Genomic DNA, 20,872 nt, shown 5'->3' on the forward strand with positions numbered 1-20,872 from the left:
GGCGTCCTTCGCGGTGTGGGTTGCCGGTGCGGCGGGGCGCCGCCTCCTCAGCCTAGGCGTTTTTCGGTTGCGGGCCGGTGGGGGTTGTTCGCGCAGTTCCCCGCACCCCTTCGGGGCGCTAGCCCTTGTCCAGGAATTCCTCGCGGTCCTTGTCCAGCAACGCGTCCAGCGCCGTGCGGAGGGCCGGCAGGGCGTCGAGTTCCGGGTCGGCGGCGACGACTGCCGCCGCCTCCTCGCGGGCTGCCGCGATGATCTCCTCGTCGTCGATGACGGCGAGCATCCGCAGCGACGAGCGGACGCCGGACTGGGCCTGGCCGAGTACGTCGCCCTCGCGGCGCTGTTCGAGGTCGATCCGGGACAGCTCGAAGCCGTCCAGCGTCGAGGCGACCGCGCCCAGCCGGGCGCGGGCCGGGCTCGCCTCCGGCATCTCGCTGACCAGCAGGCACAGGCCCGCCGCCGAGCCGCGGCCGACGCGGCCGCGCAGCTGGTGCAGCTGGGAGACGCCGAACCGGTCCGCGTCCATGATCACCATCGCCGTGGCGTTGGGGACGTTCACGCCGACCTCGATGACCGTCGTCGCGACGAGGACGTCCACCTCGCCCGCGGCGAAGCGGCGCATCACGTCGTCCTTGGCGTCGGGCTGCATGCGGCCGTGCAGCACCTCGACGCGCAGCCCGGCCAGCGGGCCCTTGGCGAGCTGCTCGGCGACCTCCAGGACGGCGAGCGGCGGGCGCTTCTCGGCCTCGTCCTCCGGGGACGGGGACTTCTTCCTGCCGTTCGCGCCCTCCTCCTCGTCACCGATGCGCGGGCAGACCACGTACGCCTGGTGCCCGGCCTCGGCCTCCTCGCGCACCCGGTCCCAGGCGCGGGCGAGGAAGTGCGGCTTGTCCTTGGCGGGCACCACATGGCTGGCGATGGGCGAGCGGCCGGCCGGGAGCTGGGCCAGGACGGAGGTCTCCAGGTCGCCGAAGACCGTCATGGCCACGGTGCGCGGGATCGGCGTCGCGGTCATGACCAGCAGGTGCGGCGGTTGCCTGCCCTTGGAGCGCAGGGCGTCGCGCTGCTCGACGCCGAAGCGGTGCTGCTCGTCCACCACGACCAGGCCCAGGTCGTGGAACTGGACCTTGTCCTCGATGAGGGCGTGCGTGCCGATGACGATGCCGGCCTCGCCGGTGACCAGGTCGAGCAGGGCCTGCCGCCGGGCGGCCGTGCCCATCGAGCCGGTGAGCAGGACGACCTTGGTGCCCAGGTCGGCGCCGCCGAGCATGCCGCCCTCGGCGAGGTCGCCCATCATCTCCGTGACCGACCGGTGGTGCTGCTGGGCGAGGACCTCGGTGGGGGCGAGCATCGCGGCCTGGCCGCCCGCGTCGACGACGGCCAGCATCGCGCGCAGGGCGACCATGGTCTTGCCGGAGCCGACCTCGCCCTGCAGCAGGCGGTGCATGGGGTGCTCGGTGGCCAGGTCGTCGAAGATCTCGGCGGAGACCTGGCGCTGGCCCTCGGTCAGGGTGAACGGCAGCCGGGCGTCGAAGGCGTCGAGCAGGCCTCCGGCGACGGGCTTGCGGGCCACGGCCGGGAGCTGGGCGTCGGCGTGCCGGCGGCGGGCCAGGGCGACCTGGAGGACGAACGCCTCGTCCCACTTCAGCCGGGCGCGGGCGTCCTCGATGTCGGCCTTGGTGCGCGGCCGGTGGACCTTGCGCAGTGCCTCGGGCAGCGGCAGCAGCCCGCGGCCCTCCTGCAGGGCGGGCGGCAGCGGGTCGGTGACGGCCTCCCAGCCGGTGGCCTCCAGGGAGGCGAGCACCACGTCCACCGCGTTGGAGATCTTCCAGGACTCCATCTGGGCGCAGGCCGGGTAGAGCGGGATGAGCTGCTGGGCCCAGGCCTCGGCCGCGTCCGCGCCGCTGTCCTCGCCGAGCATCTCGTAGGCGGGGTGCGACAGCTGGCGGACGTTGCGGAAGGTGCCGACCTTGCCGGCGAACATGCCGCGGCGCCCGGGCAGGAGCTCCTTCTGGTGGTGGTAGATCGACCGCCCGAAGAAGACCAGCTGCAGCCGCCCGCTGCCGTCGGTGAGCGTGACCTCCAGGCGCTGGCCCCGGCCTGCGTTGAACTTGTGCACGCGGGCGTCGGAGACCTGGGCGACGACCGTGACGTGCTCGTCCGGCGGCAGGTCGTTCAGCCGCGTGAGCTCGCCGCGCTCGGCGTAGCGGCGCGGGTAGTGGTGCAGCAGGTCGCCGACCGTATGCAGACCGAGGTGCTCGGCCATGACCTTGGCGGTGTTGCCGCCGAGGGTCTTCTTCAGGGATTCGTCTAGGGCGGGCACATGCCCCATTGCACACCATCGGTGTGACAGTGCCGGTCAGGTGCGCATCATTCGATCCCGATGAGCAGCGGCGCGCACTGCCGGCCGCCGCGGTAGACGACGGTGTCCACGGCCAGGTGGGAGTCGCGCACGTGCTGTTCGAGGCGGCCCGCGACGGCGTCGGGGACCTCGTCGCCGAGGACGAGCGTGACCATCTCGCCGCCCGCCGCCAGCATCCGGTCCAGGACCGTGCCGGCGGTGCCGGCCAGGTCCTGCCCGATGACGGCGACGTCGCCGTCGATCAGGCCGAGGACGTCCCCGGCCTGGCAGACGCCGGCCATGGTCCAGGACTGCCGCTCGGCGACGGCGAGTTCGGCGTAGCGGGTGGCGCCCGCGGCGGAGGTCATGGCGACGACGTCCTCGTCGAAGCGCCGGCCGGGCTCGTGGACGGCGAGGGCGGCGATGCCCTGGACCGGGGAGCGGGTGGGGATGACGGCGACGCGCACGCCCTCGGCGCGGGCCTGCTCGGCGGCGGCCGCGGCGGTGTGGCGCAGGTCGTCGTCGTTGGGCAGCAGCACCACCTCGCGCGCGTGGGCGCGGCGCACGGCCTGCACCAGTTCGCCGCTGGCCGGCGGCTCCCCCGGGCGCACGGCCACCACGGTCGCCCCGGCCTCCGTGCACAGCGTGGCCAGGCCCTCGCCGCGGACGACGGCCACCACGGCGCGCTGGACCCGCTCGCGGGTGCGGGTGCGCTCCTGGGCGGCGCCGCCGAAGTGGGTGATGCGGATCCGGTACGGGCGCCCGGCGTCGATGCCCGCCTCGACGGCCGCCCCGGCGTCGTCGACGTGCACGTGGACGTTCCACAGCCCGTCGCCGCCCACGACGACCAGCGATTCGCCGAGCGCGTCCAGGCGGGTGCGCAGCTTGGCGACGGCGTCGTCGGCGGCCTCCAGAAGGTAGATCACCTCGAAGGCGGGCTCGGCGCCGGTGGCGGCGCCGCCGAAGTCGGCCGGGCAGGCCTCGGGGTGGTACGAGGCGTCCGTCCACGCGCGCGTGGCCAGCGGCGCGGGCCCCGCGGTCTCCGGGCCGGGCGTCCCGCCCGCCAGGGCGCTGGACAGCGCGCCCAGCACCTCCACCAGTCCCCTGCCGCCCGCGTCGACCACGCCGGCCCGGCCGAGGACGTCGAGCTGGCGGGGGGTGGCCTCCAGGGCGGTGCGGGCGCCCTCGTAGGCGGCGCGGGCGGTCTCCGCGGCGGCGGTGCCGGGGACGGCCGCGGCGGCCTCGGCGGCGGCCGCGGCCACGGTGAGCACGGTGCCCTCGACCGGGCGGGCCACGCCCTCGTACGCGGACTCCACCGCGCGCTCCAGGGACCGGCGCAGCAGGGCGCCGCCCGTGCCGCCGTGGTGATCCTCGTCACCGGCGGAGGTCAGCACCTCGGCCATGCCGCGCAGCAGCTGGGCCAGGATCGTGCCGGAGTTGCCGCGGGCCCCTATGAGCGCGCCGTGGGCCATGGCCCGGACGGCCTCGGGGAGCCCGGGGCGGGAGCCGGGGCCGGTGGTGGCGTGGCCGTCGAAGGCGGCGTCCACGGCGCGGGCCGCGGACTCCACGGTCAGGTAGAGATTGGTGCCGGTGTCCCCGTCGGCGACGGGGTACACGTTGATCGCGTCGATCTCCTCGCGGGCCCGGCCCAGCGCGTCCAGCGCCAGGGCGCACCAGGTGCGCACCGCTTCGGCGTCGAGCGTGTGCGGCACCTGGGTCCTCCTCGGACGGCTGGGGGCTGGGCAGTGGGCAGAGTAGCCCTGTCCCGGGCCGGGAAGGGCAGGCCGGGCGGGGGCCGGGGCGGTCATGGTAGTTTCGTTGTCCAGGAGCGGTCGTTGTATGCTGCTCCGGTTGCCTGATGAGAATCAGGCTTTCCCCTGGCAAGCCAGTCACCATCGACCCGGCACGCCGGGATTTCCCGTAAGTGCATCTGAAGTCTTTGGAGTGACCCGTGGCTGCCAACTGCGACGTCTGCGGCAAGGGGCCGGGCTTCGGCAACAACATTTCGCACTCGCACCGCCGTACGTCCCGTCGCTGGAACCCGAACATCCAGCGTGTGCGTGCCGTGGTCGGTCGGACGCCGAAGCGCCTCAACGTCTGCACCTCGTGCATCAAGGCCGGCAAGGTCTCGCGCTAATCGCTAGCGCAGCCCCGCCGGTTGCCGAAGCCGGTCCACCTCGCGGTGGGCCGGTTTTTGCTTTTGTCTGCGGGTCGGTGGGGGTGCTCGCGCCCACGCGGCGGAGCCGCATGATGCAAGTAAGCCCCGCGCCCCTGACGGGGCCCGGTCAGCCCCGGAACGTCCAGCCATGGTCCACCGGGCCGATGCCCCCGCCCAGGGGGAAGCCGGCTGCGATGGCGCCCGTCACATAGTCCTTGGCCCGCGTCACGGCCTCCGGCACCGCGCGGCCCTTGGCGAGGCCCGATGCGATCGCGCTCGCCAGTGTGCAGCCCGTTCCGTGCGTGTGACGGTTCCCATGGCGTACCGCCCGCAGCCAGTACTCCTCCTCGCCGTCCGTCAGGAGGTCCACCGCGTCCGGGCCGTCCAGGTGGCCGCCCTTGATGAGGGCCCACTCCGGGCCGTAGGCCAGCACCGCGTCCGCGGCCCGGCGCAGGTCGGCCTCCGCCGTCACGTGCACGCCCGTCAGCCAGGCGACCTCGTCCAGGTTGGGCGTGGCGACCGTCGCCAGCGGCAGCAGCCGCGTGCGGACCGCGTCGAGCGCGGACGCGGCCAGCAGCGGGTCCCCGTGCTTGGAGACGCCCACGGGGTCGACGACGACGGGCGCGTGCACGCCGTCCAGCAGGCCGGCCACGGTCTCCACGAGCTCGGCCGAGGCGAGCATGCCGGTCTTGACCGCCTGGACGCCGATGTCGTCGACGACGCTGCGGAACTGGGCCCGCACCGCCTCGGCCGGCAGCGGCCAGGAGCCCTGGACACCTCGGGAGTTCTGGGCGGTGACGGCGGTGACGACGCTCATGCCGTGCACGCCGAGGGCGAGCATCGTCTTCAGGTCGGCCTGGATGCCGGCGCCGCCGCCGGAGTCGGACCCGGCGACGGTGAGCACGCGTGGAGGTATCGGCATGGGGCCGAATCTACAAGTCGCCCCGGTGCTCCTCGGCGTCCAGGTCCCCGAAGTGGTCCCAGCCGCCCGCCCGGTCCCAGGGGGCTCCGTCGACGGTGACCTGCGGCAGGGCGGAGGGGCTGACGACCTCGCCGATGACCTTCCAGCGGGCGGGCAGCTTCACGTCCGGCGGGAAGGTGGCCACGATGGCGTGGTCCTCTCCCCCGGTCAGCACCCACTGCAGCGGGTCGACGCCGACCGCCTGCCCGATGTCGGACATCTGCGTGGGCACGTCGATCGCGGCCGTGTGCAGGTCGATGCGGACCTTGCTGGCGTCGGCGATGTGCCCGAGGTCGGCGATCAGGCCGTCGCTGATGTCCGTCATGGCCGTGGCGCCGAGCGCCGCAGCGGCGGGACCGGCATGGTACGGCGGCTCGGGGCGCCGGTGGGCCTCGACGAAGGCGCGGGGCGAGCGGAAGCCCCGGGAGAGCACCGCGAGCCCGGCCGCGGACCAGCCCAGCCAGCCGGTCACCGCGACCACGTCGCCGGGCTGGGCGCCGGAGCGGGTGACCGGCTCGTGGTTGCGCAGGTCGCCCAGGGCCGTGATGGCCACCGTGATGGTCTCCCCGCGCACCACGTCCCCGCCGACCACGGCGGCCCCGGCGACCTGGCACTCGTCGCGGATGCCGTCCATCAGCTCCACGGGCCAGGTGGCGGGCAGTTCGGCGGGCACCACGAGGGCGAGCAGCACCGCGGTGGGCACCGCGCCCATGGCAGCGATGTCGGCCAGATTCTGCGCGGCCGCCTTGCGGCCCACGTCGTAGGCCGTGGACCAGTCGCGGCGGAAGTGCCGCCCCTCCAGGAGGACGTCCGTACTGGCCACGACCCTGCGGTCGGGGGCGGCGACCACCGCGGCGTCGTCACCCGGCCCGAGCCGTACCGCCGGGGTGGTGGTGAGCCGGGAGGTGAGCTCTCTGATGAGCCCGAACTCCCCCAGCTCGCCCACGGTGCCTTTCACTGAGCTCCTCCTCGGAGTGTCCGTTCCGGTGTCCTCACCGGCCATTTCCACGCCGCGCAGGCCGCGCGGGTCTCCCCTCAACCTGCGGTGACGCGGTACCGTGGCGTCTCTTCTCCCCACATGATCCTCGTAGCCGCCCTGGAGGTTCCGTGGTACAGGCGTACATCCTGATCCAGACCGAGGTCGGCAAGGCGTCGACCGTGGCCGATGTCATTTCCAAGATCCCGGGGGTGATCCAGGCCGAGGACGTCACGGGCCCGTACGACGTGATCGTCCGCGCACAGGCCGACACGGTGGACGACCTCGGCCGCATGGTGGTGGCCAGAGTCCAGCAGGTGGAGGGCATCACCCGCACTCTGACCTGCCCGGTCGTCCATATCTAGCTCCCCCGTATGCTCGGCCGGTGAAGTCTTCGCTCCGCCGGCCCCCCGGCCTGTCCGCTGTTGCCCTGCTGCTGACGGCCGTGGCCTGCTCGGCCCCGGGCGGGCCCGCGGCGCCGGCGGCACCCACGCCGCCGGCCGCCGAGGCCGCGCTCTGCCGGGCGCTGCACAAGGAACTGCCGGGGACCGTGGACGGCCGCGAGCGGCACGACCCGGTTCCTGCTTCGGACTTTACCGCCGCCTGGGGCGGCCGTCCTGCGATCGTCCTGCGCTGCGGGGTCCCGAAGCCGGAGCTGCTGCAGCGCAACCCGGGCGCGGACGCCGCGGAGATCGACGGAGTCGACTGGCTGCCCGAGAAGCAGCCCGACGGCAGCGTGCGCTGCACCACCACCCTGCGCGAGGCCTGGGTCGAGGTGACGCTGCCGAAGCAGGTGGTCGGCGACGCCGGCGACATCAGTGCGCTGACCGACCTCGCCGACGCCGTCAAGAAGACGATCCCCGAAGGGATCATCTCCTAGCAGCCGCCTACCGCAGGCCCGTCGGGCGGCGCAGCGCCGCCTGGACGAGGCGGTCGACCAGCTCCGGGTAACTCACGCCGCTCTCCTGCCACATGCGCGGGTACATGGAGATCGGGGTGAAGCCGGGCATGGTGTTGATCTCGTTGATGACGAACTCGCCGTCCTCGGTGAGGAAGAAGTCCGCGCGGACCAGGCCCTCGCAGGAGGCCGCGTCGAAGGCCCGTACCGCGAGCTCCTGGACGCGCCGGGTCTCGTCCTCGGTGAGCGGCGCGGGCACGATCCCGGCTGCCGAGTCGATGTACTTGGCCTCGAAGTCGTAGAAGTCGTGGGCCGTGACCGGGGGGATCTCGGCGGGCGCGCTGGCGCGCGGGCCGTCCTCGAACTCGAGCACCCCGCACTCGATCTCGCGGCCGCGCAGCAGCGACTCGACGAGGATCTTGGGGTCGTGGCGCTGCGCCTCGGCGATGGCCTCGTCCAGGCCGGCGAGGTCGTCGACCTTGGTGATGCCCATGGACGAGCCGGCGCGTGCGGGCTTCACGAACAGCGGCCAGCCGTGCTCGCCGGCGAAGTCCACGATCTTCTTGCGGGCGGCGGACGGGTCGTTCTGCCACTCGCGGGGGCGGATCACCGTGTACGGGCCGACGGGCAGCCCGAAGGAGGTGAAGACCCGCTTCATGTACTCCTTGTCCTGGCCGACGGCCGAGGCGAGCACGCCCGCGCCCACGTACGGGATGCCGGCCAGGTCGAGCATGCCCTGCAGGGTGCCGTCCTCGCCGTACGGGCCGTGCAGCACGGGGAAGACGACGTCGACCTCGCCCAGCGCCTTGGGCACGGCGCCGGGTTCGGTGTAGACGACCTCACGGCTGTGCGGGGTGACGGGCAGCAGCACCGAACCGTCGGCCGAGTCGGCGAGCTGCTCGACGCTCGGCAGCGTGCGGTCGGCGATGGCCATCCGCTCGGGGTCGTCGGCGGTCAGCGCCCAACGGCCGTCGGCGGTAATGCCGATCGGCAGCACGTCGTACTTGGTGCGGTCGATGGCTCGCAGCACGGCGCCCGCGGTGACCACGGAGATGGCGTGCTCGGAACTGCGGCCGCCGAAGACGACCGCGACGCGCGGCTTGCGGCCGGTGCTCTGGGGGGAGGTCTCGCTGCTCATATCGCGTCGAGAGTACCTGGTAGCAGGGGATGCGTCAGTGCCGCTCGGGCTTGGCGCTGCGCGACATCAGCTCCTTGAGGGCCACCATGGGCGGCTTTCCCTCGTGGACGATGCCCACGACGGTCTCCGTGATCGGCATGTCGACATGATGACGCCGGGCCAGATCGAGCACGGATTCACAGGACTTGACGCCCTCGGCGGTCTGCTTGGTGACCGCGATCGTCTCCGCGAGGGTCATCCCGCGGCCGAGGCCGGCGCCGAAGGTGCGGTTGCGGGAGAGCGGCGAGGCACAGGTGGCGACGAGGTCGCCCATGCCCGCGAGGCCGGCGAAGGTGTGCTCGTCGGCGCCCATGGCCAGGCCCAGCCGGGTCGTCTCGGCCAGACCGCGGGTGATGAGCGAGGCCTTGGCGTTGTCGCCGAGTCCCATGCCGTCGGCGATGCCCACCGCGAGCGCGATGACGTTCTTGACGGCGCCGCCGAGTTCGCAGCCGACCACGTCGGTGTTGGTGTACGGGCGGAAGTAGGCGGTGTGGCAGGCCGACTGGAGGCGCCGGGCCACGGACTCGTCGCGGCAGGCGACCACGGCGGCGGCGGGCTGCCGGGCGGCGATCTCCTTGGCGAGGTTGGGTCCGGTGAGCACGGCGACCTGCTCGGGACCGACCTTGGCGACCTCCTCGATCACCTCGCTCATCCGCTTGGCGGTGCCGAGTTCGACGCCCTTCATCAGGGAGACGAGCACGGTGCCGGGGGCCAGCAGGGGCTCCCACTCCGTGAGGTTGGCGCGCAGCGTCTGCGACGGCACGGCGAGGACGGTGAAGTCCGCGTCGCGGGCCGCCTCCGCGGGGTCGGTGGTGGCCCGGACGCCCAGGGGGAGTTCGACGCCGGGAAGGTAGTCGGGGTTGGTGCGGCCGGTGTTGAGGGCTTCGACGAGCGGGGCGCGGCGGCCCCACATGGTCACCTCGCAGCCCGCGTCGGCGAGCACCATCGCGAAGGCGGTGCCCCAGGAGCCGGTGCCGAAGACGGCGCAGCGCGTCACTTGCTGTCCTCCTGGTCCTTCCGGCGGGCAGCGGCGCGCGCCTTCTTGTGGTTGTACGGTTCTGCAGGGACGGACTCGCCGCGGAGTTCGGCGAGGAGCGCGGTGATCGCGGCCATGATCTCGTCGGTGGCCGCGCGCAGCACCTCGGCCGTGGGCTCCTGCCCGTAGTAGGCGGAGAGGTCGACGGGCGGACCGGCCAGCACCTTGAGGGTCTTGCGGGGGAAGAGCCGCAGCTTCTTCTCCTTCGCGTACGGCGGCATCGCCTCGTTGGCGCCCCACTGGGCGACCGGGATGACCGGGGCGCGGGTGAGCAGGGCGACGCGGGCCGCACCCGTCTTGCCCTCCATGGGCCACATGTCGGGGTCGCGGGTGAGGGTGCCCTCGGGGTAGAACGCCACGCACTCGCCCTTGTTGATGGCCTCGACCGCGTTCCGGAACGCCGTCGCGGCGTCGGCGCTCTCGCGGTAGACGGGGATCTGCCCGGTGCCGCGCAGGATCGCACCGACGAAGCTGCCCTTGAACAGCGCGGCCTTGGCCAGGAAGCGGGGCACGCGCCCGGTGTTGTACTGGTAGTGCGCGTAGGACAGCGGGTCGAGATACGAGTTGTGATTGACGGCCGTGATGAATCCGCCGTCCGCCGGAATGTGCTCCATTCCACGCCAGTCCCGCTTGAACAGAACCACGAGCGGCGGTTTTGCCAACACCGCGGCAAGGCGGTACCAGAAGCCGATTCTGTGGCGGGACACTCGGTCACCCTTCTCTTGGGACATGGATCCGGCACGGGCCGGGAACGCACCCGGGGCCGGACAAGTGTCGCCCCAGGTGCCCGGTCTGTCGAGAACACCGTAACCCCGCGCCCCACGGGCGACCGCGGCAGCGGCGAGAATGAGACCGGAGCGAAGAGAGGGGGGCACGGGTGCGCTGGACTCTGGTGGTGCCGGTGAAGTCGCTGACGCTGGCCAAGAGCCGGCTCGGGGCCGCGGGCCCGGGACGCCCGCCGCGGCCCGCGCTGGCCCTGGCGTTCGCCCTGGACACCGTGGAGGCCGCACTGGCCTGCCCGGCGGTGCGCGGTGTGGCGGTCGTCACGGACGATCCGCTGGCGGGGGCCTCCCTCGCCGCCCTGGGCGCCCGGGTGGTGCCCGAGCCGCCGGGCGGCGGCGGGCTGAACGCGGCGCTGGCGCACGGTGCGCGGAGCGTGCGGGACGGGCTCCCGGACGGCGCGGTGGCCACGCTCAACGCGGACCTTCCGGCACTCCGGCCCGGGGAACTCGAGCGGGTACTCGAGCGTGCCGCGGAATTCCCGCGCGCATTTCTCGCGGATGCCGCGGGAATCGGTACGACCCTGCTCGCCGCGGCTCCCGGAATGGAATTGGCTCCGGCGTTCGAGGGCCGTTCGCGCGCCCGGCACCTGGCTTCCGGGGCACGGGAGATCCTGCTCGACGGCGTGGATTCCGTGCGCCGCGACGTGGACACGGAAGCCGATTTGCGGGCCGTTCTCGCGCTGGGTACGGGCCCGCGCACGGCTTCGGTGGCGGGGCCGCTGCGGTCGGCCTCGCGGCCGGCCAGGGCATAGGCTGGCGGTATGCAGGCCACCGCGTTCACCTTCGATCCTCAGACCCGCTCCGGGAGCGTTCTCCTGGACGACGGCACGCCCGTGCCGTTCGACGCGGTGGCGTTCGATGCGGGGGGCCTGCGGCTGCTTCGAGCGGGGCAGCGGGTGCGGATCGAGTGTGCGCCCTCCGAGGGCGACTCCGAGGGCCTTCGCGTGACGTTGGTAACTCTGCAGACGTTCTGAGTCGTCTGCAGGCCGGACTTGGCTGATCGCGCCCACGCGGCGGAGCCGCACATCGAAACAGCCCCGCGCCCCTTCGGGGCGCAACGCACCGCGGGCCGGCCTCCCCTGTGAGGGAGGCCGGCCCGGCGGGTGACGCCGTGCGTCCGCTGCCTACTTCTTGCGGGCAGTGGTCTTCTTGGCGGTGGTCTTGCGCGCAGTCGTCTTCTTGGCCGGAGCCTTGACCGCGGCAGCCTTCTTGGCGGGAGCGGTCTTCTTCGCCACGGTCTTCTTGGCGGTGGCCTTCTTCGCCACGGTCTTCTTGGCGGTGGTCGCCGCCTTCTTGGCCGTGGTCTTCTTCGCCGTGGTCTTCTTCGCCGCCGCGGTGGTCTTCTTCGCCACGGTCTTCTTGGCGGTGGCCTTCTTCGCGGCCGCCTTCTTGGCCGTGGCCTTCTTCGCCGCGGCCTTCTTCACGGCCGTACCGCCCGAAAGGCTGCCCTTCGGCGCCTTCTTGACGGCCACCTCGCCGCCCTTCGGCAGCTTCTTGGTGCCGGCGACCAGGTCCTTGAAGCCCTGGCCCGCGCGGAAGCGGGGCACCGAGGTCTTCTTGACCCGCACGCGCTCGCCCGTCTGCGGGTTGCGGGCGTAACGGGCCGGGCGGTCGACCTTCTCGAACGAGCCGAAACCGGTGACCGAAACACGGTCGCCGGCGCACACCGCGCGGACAATCGCGTCCAGCACCGCGTCGACCGCGTCAGCGGCCTGCTGCCGGCCGCCGACCTTGTCGGCAATCGTTTCAACGAGCTGCGCCTTGTTCACGTCTTCCCCTTCGGAGACTTCGCCGGAAAGTGTTCCAGCTTTTTTCGCACGTTAGGCAGATATATACCGCAAATCAAACACGAAACGGTCTAATCACCCTTGTGCCGCAACGAACCCGACCCGTCACGGAGTTCCGTCGGTGCCGCGCTCTGAAGGGAAACGGCCCTCGTCGAGGTCGTTCATCAGCCGGTCCAGACGCCTTGCCGCGCCTGAGAGATCGTGCTTCGCCGAAGCCGTGATGGCCAGCAGCTGCCGCGACAGTGCCACCCGTACGTCCTCCGGGACTTGCAGTGTGCGCACCCTCGAGTGCGCTTCCTTCAGTCGGTCCGCGACAAGCCGGTATAGCTCGAGTTGGTTGTCGCGTTCCATGCACCGATTGTGCCATCTGAGGCGAGTTGTCGCTTCACGGGGCCTCAACAAAGCGGTGCGCCCCCTGTCCGAAGACAGGGGGCGCATCATGCCAAACCCCGGGTGAGCAGCGAAAATCCGGGGTCCCGGAGCCGGGGTACGGACTGGGCCGAATGAGCTCGAATGGGCCTCAGACGACGGCCGTCGAGGGCTTGAACGCGGGCCTGGCGGCCTCGTACGCGGCGATGTCCGCCTCGCGCCGGAGGGTCAGTCCGATGTCGTCCAGCCCCTCCAGGAGCCGCCACCGGGCGTTGTCGTCAAGGTCGAAACCGGCCGTGATGCCCTCGGCCCGCACCTCGCGGGCGACGAGGTCGACCGTCACCTCGGCGGCGGGGTCGGCCTCGACGAGCTCCCACAGCCGTTCCACAGTCTCCTGCGGCAGGATCACGGTCAGCAGGCCGTTCTTGAGCGAGTTGCCGCGGAAGATGTCGGCGAACCGGGAGGAGACCACGACGCGGAAGCCGTAGTTCTGCAGGGCCCACACCGCGTGCTCGCGCGAGGAGCCGGTGCCGAAGTCCGGTCCGGCGACCAGCACCGAGGCGCCTGCGCGCTCGGGCCGGTTGAGCACGAACTCCGGGTCCTTGCGCCAGGCCTCGAAGAGCCCGTCCTCGAAACCGTCGCGGGTGACCTTCTTCAGCCAGTGCGCCGGGATGATCTGGTCGGTGTCCACGTTGCTGCGGCGCAGCGGGACGGCCCGGCCGGTGTGCGTGGTGAAGGCTTCCATGGTGGCTCAGACCCCCGCGGTGGCAGTGACGTCGGACAGGTCGGCCGGCGAGGCGAGCCGGCCCAGGACGGCGGTGGCGGCGGCCACCTGGGGCGAGACGAGGTGGGTGCGGCCGCCCTTGCCCTGCCTGCCCTCGAAGTTGCGGTTGGAGGTCGACGCGGACCGCTCGCCGGGCGCGAGTTGGTCGGGGTTCATGCCCAGGCACATCGAGCAGCCCGCGTGCCGCCATTCGGCACCCGCCTCGGTGAACACCTTGTCCAGACCCTCGTCGACCGCCTGCAGGCCCACCCGTACCGAGCCGGGGACGACCAGCATCCGCACTCCGTCGGCCACCGCGCGGCCGCGCAGCACGTCCGCCGCGGCGCGCAGGTCCTCGATGCGGCCGTTGGTGCACGAGCCCACGAAAACGGTGTCCACACGGATGTCGCGCAGCGCCTGACCCGCCGTCAAACCCATGTATTCCAGGGCCCGTTCGGCCGCGCTGCGCTCGGACGGGTCGGTGTACGAGGCCGGGTCGGGAACCGACGCCGACAGGGGTGCGCCCTGGCCCGGGTTGGTGCCCCAGGTGACGAACGGGGCGAGCGCGGAGGCGTCGATGACGACCTCGTGGTCGAAGACCGCGTCGTCGTCGGTGCGCAGGGTGCGCCAGTAGGCGACGGCGTCGTCCCAGTCCGCGCCCGTGGGGGCGTGCGGGCGGTCCTTCAGGTAGGCGAAGGTGGTGTCGTCGGGGGCGATCATGCCGGCCCGGGCGCCCGCCTCGATGGACATGTTGCACACCGTCATCCGGGCCTCCATCGACAGCTTCTCGATGGCGGGGCCGCGGTATTCGATGACGTAACCCTGGCCGCCGCCGGTGCCGATGCGGGCGATGACGGCCAGGATCAGGTCCTTCGCCGTGACGCCGTCGGGCAGTTCGCCCTCGACGGTCACCGCCATCGTCCTGAACGGGGCCAGCGGGAGTGTCTGGGTGGCCAGGACGTGCTCGACCTGGCTGGTGCCGATGCCGAACGCGAGGGCGCCGAAGGCGCCGTGGGTCGAGGTGTGGCTGTCGCCGCAGACGACCGTCGTACCGGGCTGGGTCAGCCCCAGCTGGGGGCCCACCACGTGGACGACGCCCTGCTCGACGTCGCCCAGCGGGTGCAGCCGCACGCCGAACTCGGCGCAGTTGGCGCGCAGGGTCTCCAGCTGCATGCGGGAGACGGGGTCCGCGATGGGCTTGTCGATGTCGAGGGTCGGGGTGTTGTGGTCCTCGGTGGCGATGGTGAGGTCGAGCCGGCGGACCTTGCGGCCGGACTTGCGCAGGCCGTCGAAGGCCTGCGGGCTGGTCACCTCGTGGAGCAGGTGCAGGTCGATGAAGAGCAGATCGGGTTCGCCCTCGGCGCGCGTGACGACGTGGTCGTCCCAGACCTTCTCCGCGAGTGTCCGTCCCATCGCTGTCCCATTCGTCGGTTCGTGGGTGGTGTCCGACCAGAGTGGCGCGTCTCGCGGAAATGTGAACTTGCGTTTCACAGTGTGAGACGTGAGTATCGTTTCATGGACAACACCAATGGCCCCTCGAGTGGTGTGGGCGTACTCGACAAGGCAGCCCTCGTGCTGAGTGCCCTGGAGGCCGGTCCTGCGACCCTCGCCGGGCTGGTCACCGCGACCGGTCTCGCCCGCCCGACCGCGCACCGGCTGGCGGTCGCCCTGGAGCACCACCGGATGGTGGCGCGCGACATGCAGGGCCGGTTCATCCTCGGCCCCCGGCTGAGCGAGCTGGCCGCCGCCGCGGGCGAGGACCGGCTGCTGGCCATGGCCGGGCCCGTGCTCACGCACCTGCGCGACGTGACGGGCGAGAGCGCGCAGCTCTACCGCCGCCAGGGCGACATGCGCATCTGCGTCGCCGCCGCGGAACGGCTGTCCGGACTGCGGGACACCGTGCCGGTGGGCTCGACGCTGCCGATGAAGGCGGGGTCCGCTGCGCAGGTGCTGATGGCGTGGGAGGAGCCGGAGCGGTTGCACCGCGGGCTCCAGGGGGCGCGGTTCACGGCCACCGCGCTGTCCGGGGTGCGGCGGCGCGGCTGGGCCCAGTCCATCGGCGAGCGCGAGCCGGGCGTCGCGTCGGTGTCGGCGCCGGTGCGGGGGCCGTCGAACCGGGTGGTGGCCGCCGTCTCGGTCTCCGGACCGATCGAGCGGTTGACGCGGCATCCCGGGCGGATGCATGCGCAGGCCGTGTTGGACGCGGCCATGCGGCTTTCGGAGGCCCTGCGCCGGAACGGGTGAGGGTGCCCCTCGCGCCCCTTTCCGGTTCGGCTGCGGGTCGTGGTGGGCTGGTCGCGCCCACGCGGCGGAGCCGCTGGGGGCACCTCCCAGCGGTAGCTGGGGGAGACGCTGCCCCGCGCCCCTTACGGGGCCCAGGGTTGTGCCCCCCTCAACCGAAGGCTCGGGGGCCCGCCACCCGTAGCGTCAGACGGGTCAGGGCCCCCTGTGCCCTGATGTCCAGGGATTCGGCCAGCGTGCGCGCCAGCCACAGGCCGTCCTCCGGGGCCGGGCGGTCGCCCGGCGGGCGGTAGCCCGCGAAGGCCGGGACCGGGGCGGGGCCCGTGCACAGCAGTTCGTAGACGAGCTGGCCCGGCTCCTCCCAGGACCGGAGGGCCACCCGGGTGCCCTCCGGTGCCAGCAGGTAGCCCGCCGTCTCGCAGACGGCCAGGACGGCCAGCCCCAGGCGTTCCCCGTCCAGACCCGCCGCAACGGCTCTCTCGCGGGCGAACAGCCGCACCGTGGAAGCCGAGGCCGTCGGGCCCGCGCGGGCCGCCCCTGCGGGCGCAGGGGCGCGCGGCGGGGCCACCCCGGCCGCGTAGGCCGCCGGCTCGGCGTAGCCGGCGCAGGGGATCAGGCGGCGGCCGTCCATCCGGGCCGGGTGCGTGGCGCAGGCGGCCCGGGCCACGTCCGCCGGGACGGTCCTGGTGTCGTACGGGCAGATCATCCACACCGGCAGCCCGGCCAGCAGCACGTTGAGCCCGGACTCCATGCGCTTCCACTCCGCGACCTGGCGGGCGGACCTCCCGCACCACACCGGCTCCGCGAGCATCCGCGTGCGGCGCCCGGGGCGGGCGCGGCGGTCGTGGTAGCGCAGGAAGGCCGAGACCCGCTCCACGGGCCGGCGCCCGAAGTACGCGGTCTCGGCGGTGTCCAGCGCGTGCGCCCGCTCCCCCAGGGCCCGCCGGAGCAGGTCGATGTTGGCGGGCGTCGTGGCGGCCAGCACGGGCTCCCCCGCCACCAGCCCGTCCCGGACGAACGGCACCGCCGTCGCCAGGAACTCCGCATCGGTGCCGTACAGGCACGCGTGGTGGACGAATCCGTCAGCAGGCATGGGCCGCCCCCAGCCGGAGGCCCGGGGTGCGGTCCCAGCCGATCATCGTGATGACGTGGCGCAGGTGCGGCAGCAGTCCGGTGAGCTCGACCGTGCAGTGCCGGGCTGCGCGGGCCCGGGCGAAGGTCATCAGCAGCCGCAGGCCCGCCAGGTCCAGGAACTCCACCCGGGACATCTCCAGCCGCACGTCCTCGCGGACGGCCGCGACCGAGCGCAGCGCGTCCCGCAGGCAGCGGTGGGCCCCGGCGTCGACCACGCCCTCGATGCGCAGGCCCTGCGGCCGGTACGTGCGGACGACGACGAGGTCGGCCGTGCGGACCAGCGGGTCCGCCTCCACGCTGCCGGCGTGCGCCGACTCCAGGGCGTCCGGTGCGTCCGGCCCGCAGCGGCGCAGGTCGTACTGGCAGACGGCCAGGGCCCGGCCGGAGCCGAACTCCCCGTCCAGCAGTGCCTCGTACTCCAGCAGCCGCGGGAGGTCGGGCACCCCGCCCGCGCACGGGTCCCCCGCGACGCGCAGTGCGCGGCGGCCCTCGGCCCGGGACTGTGCGGCCGCCGCGCGCAGCCGCGCGAGCAGGGCCGCCGGCTCGAACCGCCCCTCGGCGGTGAGGAATTCGGCGAGCGCGACCACTTCGAGCCGCCCGGCAGGCACCGCGGGCAGGCTCGGTGCCGGGTCCCCGGTGAGGTAGAGGATCTTGTCGTCCGCGTCCAGGCCCCCCAGGACGAAGTCCCGCAGGACCGAGGCCCGCTCCTCGTCGGACGCGAACAGCAGGCATGCGTGGTCACCGGGCCGGAGATCACCGACGTGGACGCGGCGGCGCACGCCATGGGCATGGACCATGCGGGGATTATCGCGCCGCCCCGGATACCGCGGAAGGGCGCATGAAAAAATGCCCCCCGCCGAAGCGAAAGGCATTCTTTCCTCTTGTACCCCCGACCGGATTCGAACCGGCGCTACCGCCTTGAGAGGGCGGCGTGCTAGGCCGCTACACAACGGGGGCTCGCACTGCGCTTTTTCTGCTTCTTGCTTCGTTCCGAAGCTTATCAAGAGAATTCGAAGCGATTTTCTCTTGCTGGGGTACCAGGACTCGAACCTAGACTAAGTGAACCAGAATCACTCGTGCTGCCAATTACACCATACCCCACCGTAACTCCACCCCCCGTAAGGGGTCTTGTCCGGCCTGCGCCCTCCGCTCCGGCCTCTCGGCCCTCCCGGGCGGCGCAGGAAGAACATTACCCGAAGGAGGACGGGGCTCCAAAATCGATAACTCCGCGCAGCAGCAGGGGCAGCTCACCGAGCCCTCCGATCCGCCGCACCCCCTCCGGAACCACCGCCTCCGCAGCCTCGCCCGACCGGTCCAGCCACACGCCGTGCAGCCCGGCGTCCCGGGCTCCGACGGCGTCCGCCTGCAGCTGGTCGCCCACGTACACGACCTCGCCGGGAGCCAGCCGCAGGGCGGCGCAGGCGGCGTGGAAGGCGCGCGGGTCGGGCTTGGCCGCGCCGACCCGGTCGGCGCACAGCACCCGTTCGAAGCGGCGGCGCACCCCCAGGGCGCGCAGCTTGCGCTTCTGGTGCCGGGTGCTGGAGTTGGAGAGCACCGCCTGCCGGTAGTGCGGGGCGAGGGCGTCCAGGGCCGGCCGGGCGTCCGGGAAGAGGGTCCAGGCGGCCTCGTAGTGCGCGATGTAGCGGGCGAACCAGGCGTCGGCCTCCGCATCGCCCAGCGGAGCGCCCAGGAAGGCGCGGGCGCGCTCGCGGCGGTGCTCCCGGAAGCCGAGTTCGCCCGCGAGGAAGCGGGCGAACTGGGCCTCCATGACCTCACGCCAAAGGCCGAGGGCCTGCTCCGCGGTGTCGTACCGCGAGAGCAGGCCCTCGGCCTCGATGTGGCGCAGTGCGCCCGCACGATCGGACCCCGTGTAGTCGAACAGGGTGTCGTCGACGTCCCAGAGGACCGCGCGGATCACTGTCGGCCTCCTTCTGACCCTTACGCCGCCAGCTTGGCCAGCGCGGCGTCCACGCGGGCCAGCGTCCGCTCGCGGCCCAGGACCTCCAGGGACTCGAAGAGCGGGAGGCCGACCGTGCGGCCGGTGACGGCGACGCGGACCGGGGCCTGGGCCTTGCCCAGCTTCAGGCCGTGCTCCTCGCCGGCGGCGACGACGGCGGCCTTGAGCGCGTCCGCGGTCCAGTCGCAGGCGGCCAGCTTCTCGCGGGCCGTGCGCAGCAGGGCGTCCGAGCCCTCCTTCATCGCCTTCTGCCAGGACGCCTCGTCCTCGACGGGCTCGTCCAGGAAGAGGAAGTCGACGTTGGCGGTGATGTCGGAGAGCACGGTGAGGCGGGTCTGGGCGTGCGGCGCGATGGCCTCCCAGGCTGCCTGGTCGAACTTCTCCGGCGCCCAGGGGGCGTGCGGGGCGCGCAGCCAGGGGCCGCAGGCATCGGCGAACGCCTTCGGGTCCAGGCGGCGGATGTGGTCCGCGTTGACGGCCTCGCACTTCTTGAGGTCGAAGCGGGCCGGGTTGGCGTTGACGTCCTTGATGTCGAACGCCGCGACCATCTCGTCCATCGTGAAGATGTCCTGGTCGGCGGAGAGCGACCAGCCCAGCAGCGAGAGGTAGTTGAGCAGGCCCTCGCGCAGGAAGCCGCGCTCCCGGTAGAGGTTCAGGGAGGCCTGCGGGTCGCGCTTGGAGAGCTTCTTGTTGCCCTCGCCCATCACGTACGGCAGGTGCCCGAACTGCGGGACGCCGCCGTTGCCCACGCCGATCTCGGCGAGGGCGCGGTAGAGGGCGATCTGCCGCGGGGTGGAGGAGAGCAGGTCCTCGCCGCGCAGGACGTGGGTGATCTCCATCAGGGCGTCGTCGACGGGGTTGACGAGCGTGTAGAGCGGCGCGCCGTTGGCCCGGACGATGCCGAAGTCCGGCACGTTCTCCGGGGTGAAGGTGAGCTCGCCGCGCACCAGGTCGGTGAAGGTGACCGGCTCGTCGGGCATCCGGAAGCGGACGATGGGCGTGCGGCCCTCGCCCACGTACGCGGCGACCTGCTCCGCGGTCAGCTCGCGGCACTGGCCGTCGTAGCCGGACGGCTTGCCGGCGGCGCGGGCGGCCTCCCGGCGGGCGTCGAGCTCCTCGGTGGTGCAGTAGCACTTGTAGGCGAAGCCGCGCTCCAGCAGCTTGGCGGCGACGTCCTGGTAGGTGTCCATGCGCTGCGACTGGCGGTACGGCTCGAAGGGGCCGCCCACCTCGGGGCCCTCGTCCCAGTCCAGGCCCAGCCACCGCATGGCGCCCAGGAGCTGCTCGTACGACTCCTCGGAGTCGCGCGCCGCGTCGGTGTCCTCGATACGGAAGACCAGGGTGCCGCCGTGGTGCCGGGCGAACGCCCAGTTGAACAGGGCGGTCCGGACCAGGCCCACGTGGGGGTTGCCGGTCGGGGAGGGACAGAAACGTACGCGGACGGATCCGTTAGCCACGCTTGATCACCTTGTTGGTGAGAGTGCCGATGCCTTCGATGGTGACGGCGACCTCGTCGCCGACGTTGAGGGGTCCGACCCCGGCCGGGGTGCCGGTGAGGACGACGTCGCCGGGGAGCAGCGTCATCGCCTCGGTGATGTGGACGATGAGCTCCTCGACGGAGCGCACCATGTCGTTCGTCCGGCCCAGCTGACGCTGTTCGCCGTTGACGGTGCACATGATGCCGAGGTTCGCCGGGTCCTCGATCTCGGTCTCGATCCACGGGCCGAGCGGGCAGGAGGTGTCGAAGCCCTTGGCCCGGGCCCACTGCTGCTCGCGCCGCTGGACGTCGCGCGCGGTGAGGTCGTTGGCGCAGGTGTAGCCGAGGATGACGTCCTTGACGCGCTCGCGCGGGACCTCGCGGCACATGCGGCCGATGACGACGGCGAGCTCGGCCTCGTGGTGGAGCTCGCTGGAGAACGAGGGATAGGCGATGGGGTCGCCGGGGCCGATCACCGCGGTGGACGGCTTGAAGAAGGTGACGGGCACCTCGGGCACGTCGTTGCCCAGTTCCGCGGCGTGCTCGGCGTAGTTGCGGCCGATGGCGACGACCTTGTTGGGCAGCACGGGCGGCAGCAGCCGCACCTTGCTCAGCGGGACCTTTTTCCCCGAGCGCTCGAATTCGGCGAAGGGATGTCCCTTGATGATGTCGAGGACGGGACCGCCTTCTGTCGAGGCGTCCCCCTCCACGACGCCGAAGGCGACGTTGCCGTCGATGGAGAACCTGGCGATGCGCACGGGAAGCCTGTGCCCCTTTTCGTCTTGTCCGGCCGGAATCTGGAACCCCAGGCTATCGCG

22 protein-coding genes and 2 tRNA genes are annotated in these 20,872 nt (G+C 72.5%); 6 read left to right on the plus strand and 18 right to left on the minus strand.

What is annotated here, in order from left to right:
• Nucleotides 1-118: 118 nt before the first annotated feature.
• Together recG and ACLHRZ_RS20800 are read right to left on the minus strand one after the other, a co-directional pair.
• Nucleotides 119-2,329, minus strand: coding sequence for an ATP-dependent DNA helicase RecG (gene recG / locus ACLHRZ_RS20795; RefSeq protein ID WP_490419995.1), 2,211 nt, complete (start codon nt 2,327-2,329; stop codon nt 119-121).
• A 38-nt stretch (nt 2,330-2,367) separates the two neighbouring features.
• Nucleotides 2,368-4,050: a DAK2 domain-containing protein gene (locus tag ACLHRZ_RS20800; protein ID WP_490419996.1), complete on the minus strand. Its 1,683-nt coding sequence runs from the start codon at nt 4,048-4,050 to the stop codon at nt 2,368-2,370.
• A gap of 239 nt (nt 4,051-4,289) precedes the next feature.
• Here ACLHRZ_RS20800 and rpmB point away from each other — a divergent pair, with 239 nt between their 5' ends.
• Entirely contained in the window at nt 4,290-4,475 is a 186-nt protein-coding gene (rpmB, locus tag ACLHRZ_RS20805) for a 50S ribosomal protein L28 (RefSeq protein ID WP_003957616.1), read from the plus strand.
• Between the two features lie 148 nt (nt 4,476-4,623).
• Here rpmB and thiD read toward each other — a convergent pair whose 3' ends face one another.
• Nucleotides 4,624-5,418: a bifunctional hydroxymethylpyrimidine kinase/phosphomethylpyrimidine kinase gene (thiD, locus tag ACLHRZ_RS20810; RefSeq protein WP_490419997.1), complete on the minus strand. Its 795-nt coding sequence runs from the start codon at nt 5,416-5,418 to the stop codon at nt 4,624-4,626.
• A gap of 10 nt (nt 5,419-5,428) precedes the next feature.
• Nucleotides 5,429-6,415, minus strand: a complete 987-nt coding sequence (locus tag ACLHRZ_RS20815) for a thiamine-phosphate kinase (protein ID WP_490419998.1) — start codon at nt 6,413-6,415, stop codon at nt 5,429-5,431.
• Nucleotides 6,416-6,564: 149 nt separating this feature from the next.
• Here ACLHRZ_RS20815 and ACLHRZ_RS20820 point away from each other — a divergent pair, with 149 nt between their 5' ends.
• Entirely contained in the window at nt 6,565-6,798 is a 234-nt protein-coding gene (locus tag ACLHRZ_RS20820; RefSeq protein ID WP_171087478.1) for an Lrp/AsnC family transcriptional regulator, read from the plus strand.
• A gap of 20 nt (nt 6,799-6,818) precedes the next feature.
• On the plus strand, nt 6,819-7,313 hold the full coding sequence (locus ACLHRZ_RS20825) for a DUF3515 domain-containing protein (RefSeq protein ID WP_490419999.1): 495 nt from the start codon (nt 6,819-6,821) through the stop codon (nt 7,311-7,313).
• Nucleotides 7,314-7,320: 7 nt separating this feature from the next.
• Here the strand turns inward: ACLHRZ_RS20825 and ACLHRZ_RS20830 are convergent, their stop codons facing one another.
• From ACLHRZ_RS20830 to ACLHRZ_RS20840, 3 genes are read right to left on the minus strand one after another with little or no spacing between them, the layout of a single operon-like run.
• Nucleotides 7,321-8,469: a D-alanine--D-alanine ligase family protein gene (locus tag ACLHRZ_RS20830; protein ID WP_490420000.1), complete on the minus strand. Its 1,149-nt coding sequence runs from the start codon at nt 8,467-8,469 to the stop codon at nt 7,321-7,323.
• A gap of 34 nt (nt 8,470-8,503) precedes the next feature.
• On the minus strand, nt 8,504-9,505 hold the full coding sequence (locus tag ACLHRZ_RS20835) for an NAD(P)H-dependent glycerol-3-phosphate dehydrogenase (protein ID WP_490420001.1): 1,002 nt from the start codon (nt 9,503-9,505) through the stop codon (nt 8,504-8,506).
• Complete coding sequence (locus tag ACLHRZ_RS20840; protein WP_490420002.1) at nt 9,502-10,251, minus strand: lysophospholipid acyltransferase family protein; 750 nt, start codon at nt 10,249-10,251, stop codon at nt 9,502-9,504. The genes ACLHRZ_RS20835 and ACLHRZ_RS20840 overlap by 4 nt, the downstream gene beginning before the upstream one ends.
• 170 nt (nt 10,252-10,421) lie before the next feature.
• Here ACLHRZ_RS20840 and cofC point away from each other — a divergent pair, with 170 nt between their 5' ends.
• Entirely contained in the window at nt 10,422-11,078 is a 657-nt protein-coding gene (cofC, locus tag ACLHRZ_RS20845) for a 2-phospho-L-lactate guanylyltransferase (RefSeq protein ID WP_490420003.1), read from the plus strand.
• 9 nt (nt 11,079-11,087) lie between these two features.
• On the plus strand, nt 11,088-11,300 hold the full coding sequence (locus tag ACLHRZ_RS20850; RefSeq protein WP_490420004.1) for a hypothetical protein: 213 nt from the start codon (nt 11,088-11,090) through the stop codon (nt 11,298-11,300).
• Nucleotides 11,301-11,450: 150 nt separating this feature from the next.
• Here the strand turns inward: ACLHRZ_RS20850 and ACLHRZ_RS20855 are convergent, their stop codons facing one another.
• From ACLHRZ_RS20855 to leuC, 4 genes are all read right to left on the minus strand, one after another.
• Nucleotides 11,451-12,095 (minus strand): HU family DNA-binding protein, encoded by a 645-nt coding sequence (locus ACLHRZ_RS20855; RefSeq protein ID WP_490420005.1) that lies wholly within the window; start codon nt 12,093-12,095, stop codon nt 11,451-11,453.
• A gap of 123 nt (nt 12,096-12,218) precedes the next feature.
• A complete protein-coding gene (locus ACLHRZ_RS20860) occupies nt 12,219-12,464 on the minus strand; it encodes an SCO5555 family protein (RefSeq protein ID WP_490420006.1) in 246 nt (81 codons plus the stop codon).
• Between the two features lie 169 nt (nt 12,465-12,633).
• Nucleotides 12,634-13,227, minus strand: coding sequence for a 3-isopropylmalate dehydratase small subunit (gene leuD, locus ACLHRZ_RS20865; RefSeq protein ID WP_490420007.1), 594 nt, complete (start codon nt 13,225-13,227; stop codon nt 12,634-12,636).
• Nucleotides 13,228-13,233: 6 nt separating this feature from the next.
• A complete protein-coding gene (gene leuC, locus ACLHRZ_RS20870) occupies nt 13,234-14,658 on the minus strand; it encodes a 3-isopropylmalate dehydratase large subunit (protein ID WP_490420008.1) in 1,425 nt (474 codons plus the stop codon).
• A gap of 102 nt (nt 14,659-14,760) precedes the next feature.
• Here leuC and ndgR point away from each other — a divergent pair, with 102 nt between their 5' ends.
• On the plus strand, nt 14,761-15,489 hold the full coding sequence (gene ndgR / locus ACLHRZ_RS20875) for an IclR family transcriptional regulator NdgR (RefSeq protein WP_490420009.1): 729 nt from the start codon (nt 14,761-14,763) through the stop codon (nt 15,487-15,489).
• A 148-nt stretch (nt 15,490-15,637) separates the two neighbouring features.
• Here the strand turns inward: ndgR and ACLHRZ_RS20880 are convergent, their stop codons facing one another.
• The 7 genes from ACLHRZ_RS20880 to ACLHRZ_RS20910 all read right to left on the minus strand — a co-directional run bounded on the left by ACLHRZ_RS20880 (nt 15,638) and on the right by ACLHRZ_RS20910 (nt 20,812).
• A complete protein-coding gene (locus ACLHRZ_RS20880; RefSeq protein ID WP_490420010.1) occupies nt 15,638-16,579 on the minus strand; it encodes an anti-sigma factor RsbA family regulatory protein in 942 nt (313 codons plus the stop codon).
• Entirely contained in the window at nt 16,569-17,417 is an 849-nt protein-coding gene (locus tag ACLHRZ_RS20885) for an MEDS domain-containing protein (RefSeq protein ID WP_490420011.1), read from the minus strand. Before ACLHRZ_RS20885 ends, ACLHRZ_RS20880 begins: the two co-directional genes overlap by 11 nt.
• Before the next feature lie 87 nt (nt 17,418-17,504).
• Nucleotides 17,505-17,577: transfer RNA gene (locus ACLHRZ_RS20890), tRNA-Glu, on the minus strand.
• A 72-nt stretch (nt 17,578-17,649) separates the two neighbouring features.
• Nucleotides 17,650-17,721 (minus strand) — tRNA-Gln (locus tag ACLHRZ_RS20895).
• A gap of 88 nt (nt 17,722-17,809) precedes the next feature.
• On the minus strand, nt 17,810-18,538 hold the full coding sequence (locus tag ACLHRZ_RS20900; protein WP_490420012.1) for an HAD family hydrolase: 729 nt from the start codon (nt 18,536-18,538) through the stop codon (nt 17,810-17,812).
• A gap of 20 nt (nt 18,539-18,558) precedes the next feature.
• Nucleotides 18,559-20,034, minus strand: coding sequence for a glutamate--tRNA ligase (gene gltX / locus ACLHRZ_RS20905; RefSeq protein ID WP_490420013.1), 1,476 nt, complete (start codon nt 20,032-20,034; stop codon nt 18,559-18,561).
• Nucleotides 20,027-20,812 carry a fumarylacetoacetate hydrolase family protein gene (locus ACLHRZ_RS20910; protein ID WP_490420014.1) on the minus strand — a complete coding sequence of 262 codons (786 nt, stop codon included), beginning with the start codon at nt 20,810-20,812 and terminating at the stop codon, nt 20,027-20,029. The genes gltX and ACLHRZ_RS20910 overlap by 8 nt, the downstream gene beginning before the upstream one ends.
• Nucleotides 20,813-20,872: the final 60 nt, after the last annotated feature.

The organism is Streptomyces sp. AM25 (genome assembly GCF_058146165.1).

What these genes read in the sequence shown, in the direction of transcription:
- leuD (WP_490420007.1), bottom strand. Translation starts at nt 13,227, where the DNA reads ATGGAAGCCTTCACCACGCACACCGGCCGGGCCGTCCCGCTGCGCCGC.
- ACLHRZ_RS20830 (WP_490420000.1), bottom strand. Translation starts at nt 8,469, where the DNA reads ATGAGCAGCGAGACCTCCCCCCAGAGCACCGGCCGCAAGCCGCGCGTC.
- ACLHRZ_RS20885 (WP_490420011.1), bottom strand. Translation starts at nt 17,417, where the DNA reads ATGGTCCATGCCCATGGCGTGCGCCGCCGCGTCCACGTCGGTGATCTC.
- recG (WP_490419995.1), bottom strand. Translation starts at nt 2,329, where the DNA reads ATGGGGCATGTGCCCGCCCTAGACGAATCCCTGAAGAAGACCCTCGGC.
- ACLHRZ_RS20850 (WP_490420004.1), top strand. Translation starts at nt 11,088, where the DNA reads ATGCAGGCCACCGCGTTCACCTTCGATCCTCAGACCCGCTCCGGGAGC.
- leuC (WP_490420008.1), bottom strand. Translation starts at nt 14,658, where the DNA reads ATGGGACGGACACTCGCGGAGAAGGTCTGGGACGACCACGTCGTCACG.
- ndgR (WP_490420009.1), top strand. Translation starts at nt 14,761, where the DNA reads ATGGACAACACCAATGGCCCCTCGAGTGGTGTGGGCGTACTCGACAAG.
- ACLHRZ_RS20880 (WP_490420010.1), bottom strand. Translation starts at nt 16,579, where the DNA reads ATGCCTGCTGACGGATTCGTCCACCACGCGTGCCTGTACGGCACCGAT.
- thiD (WP_490419997.1), bottom strand. Translation starts at nt 5,418, where the DNA reads ATGCCGATACCTCCACGCGTGCTCACCGTCGCCGGGTCCGACTCCGGC.
- ACLHRZ_RS20860 (WP_490420006.1), bottom strand. Translation starts at nt 12,464, where the DNA reads ATGGAACGCGACAACCAACTCGAGCTATACCGGCTTGTCGCGGACCGA.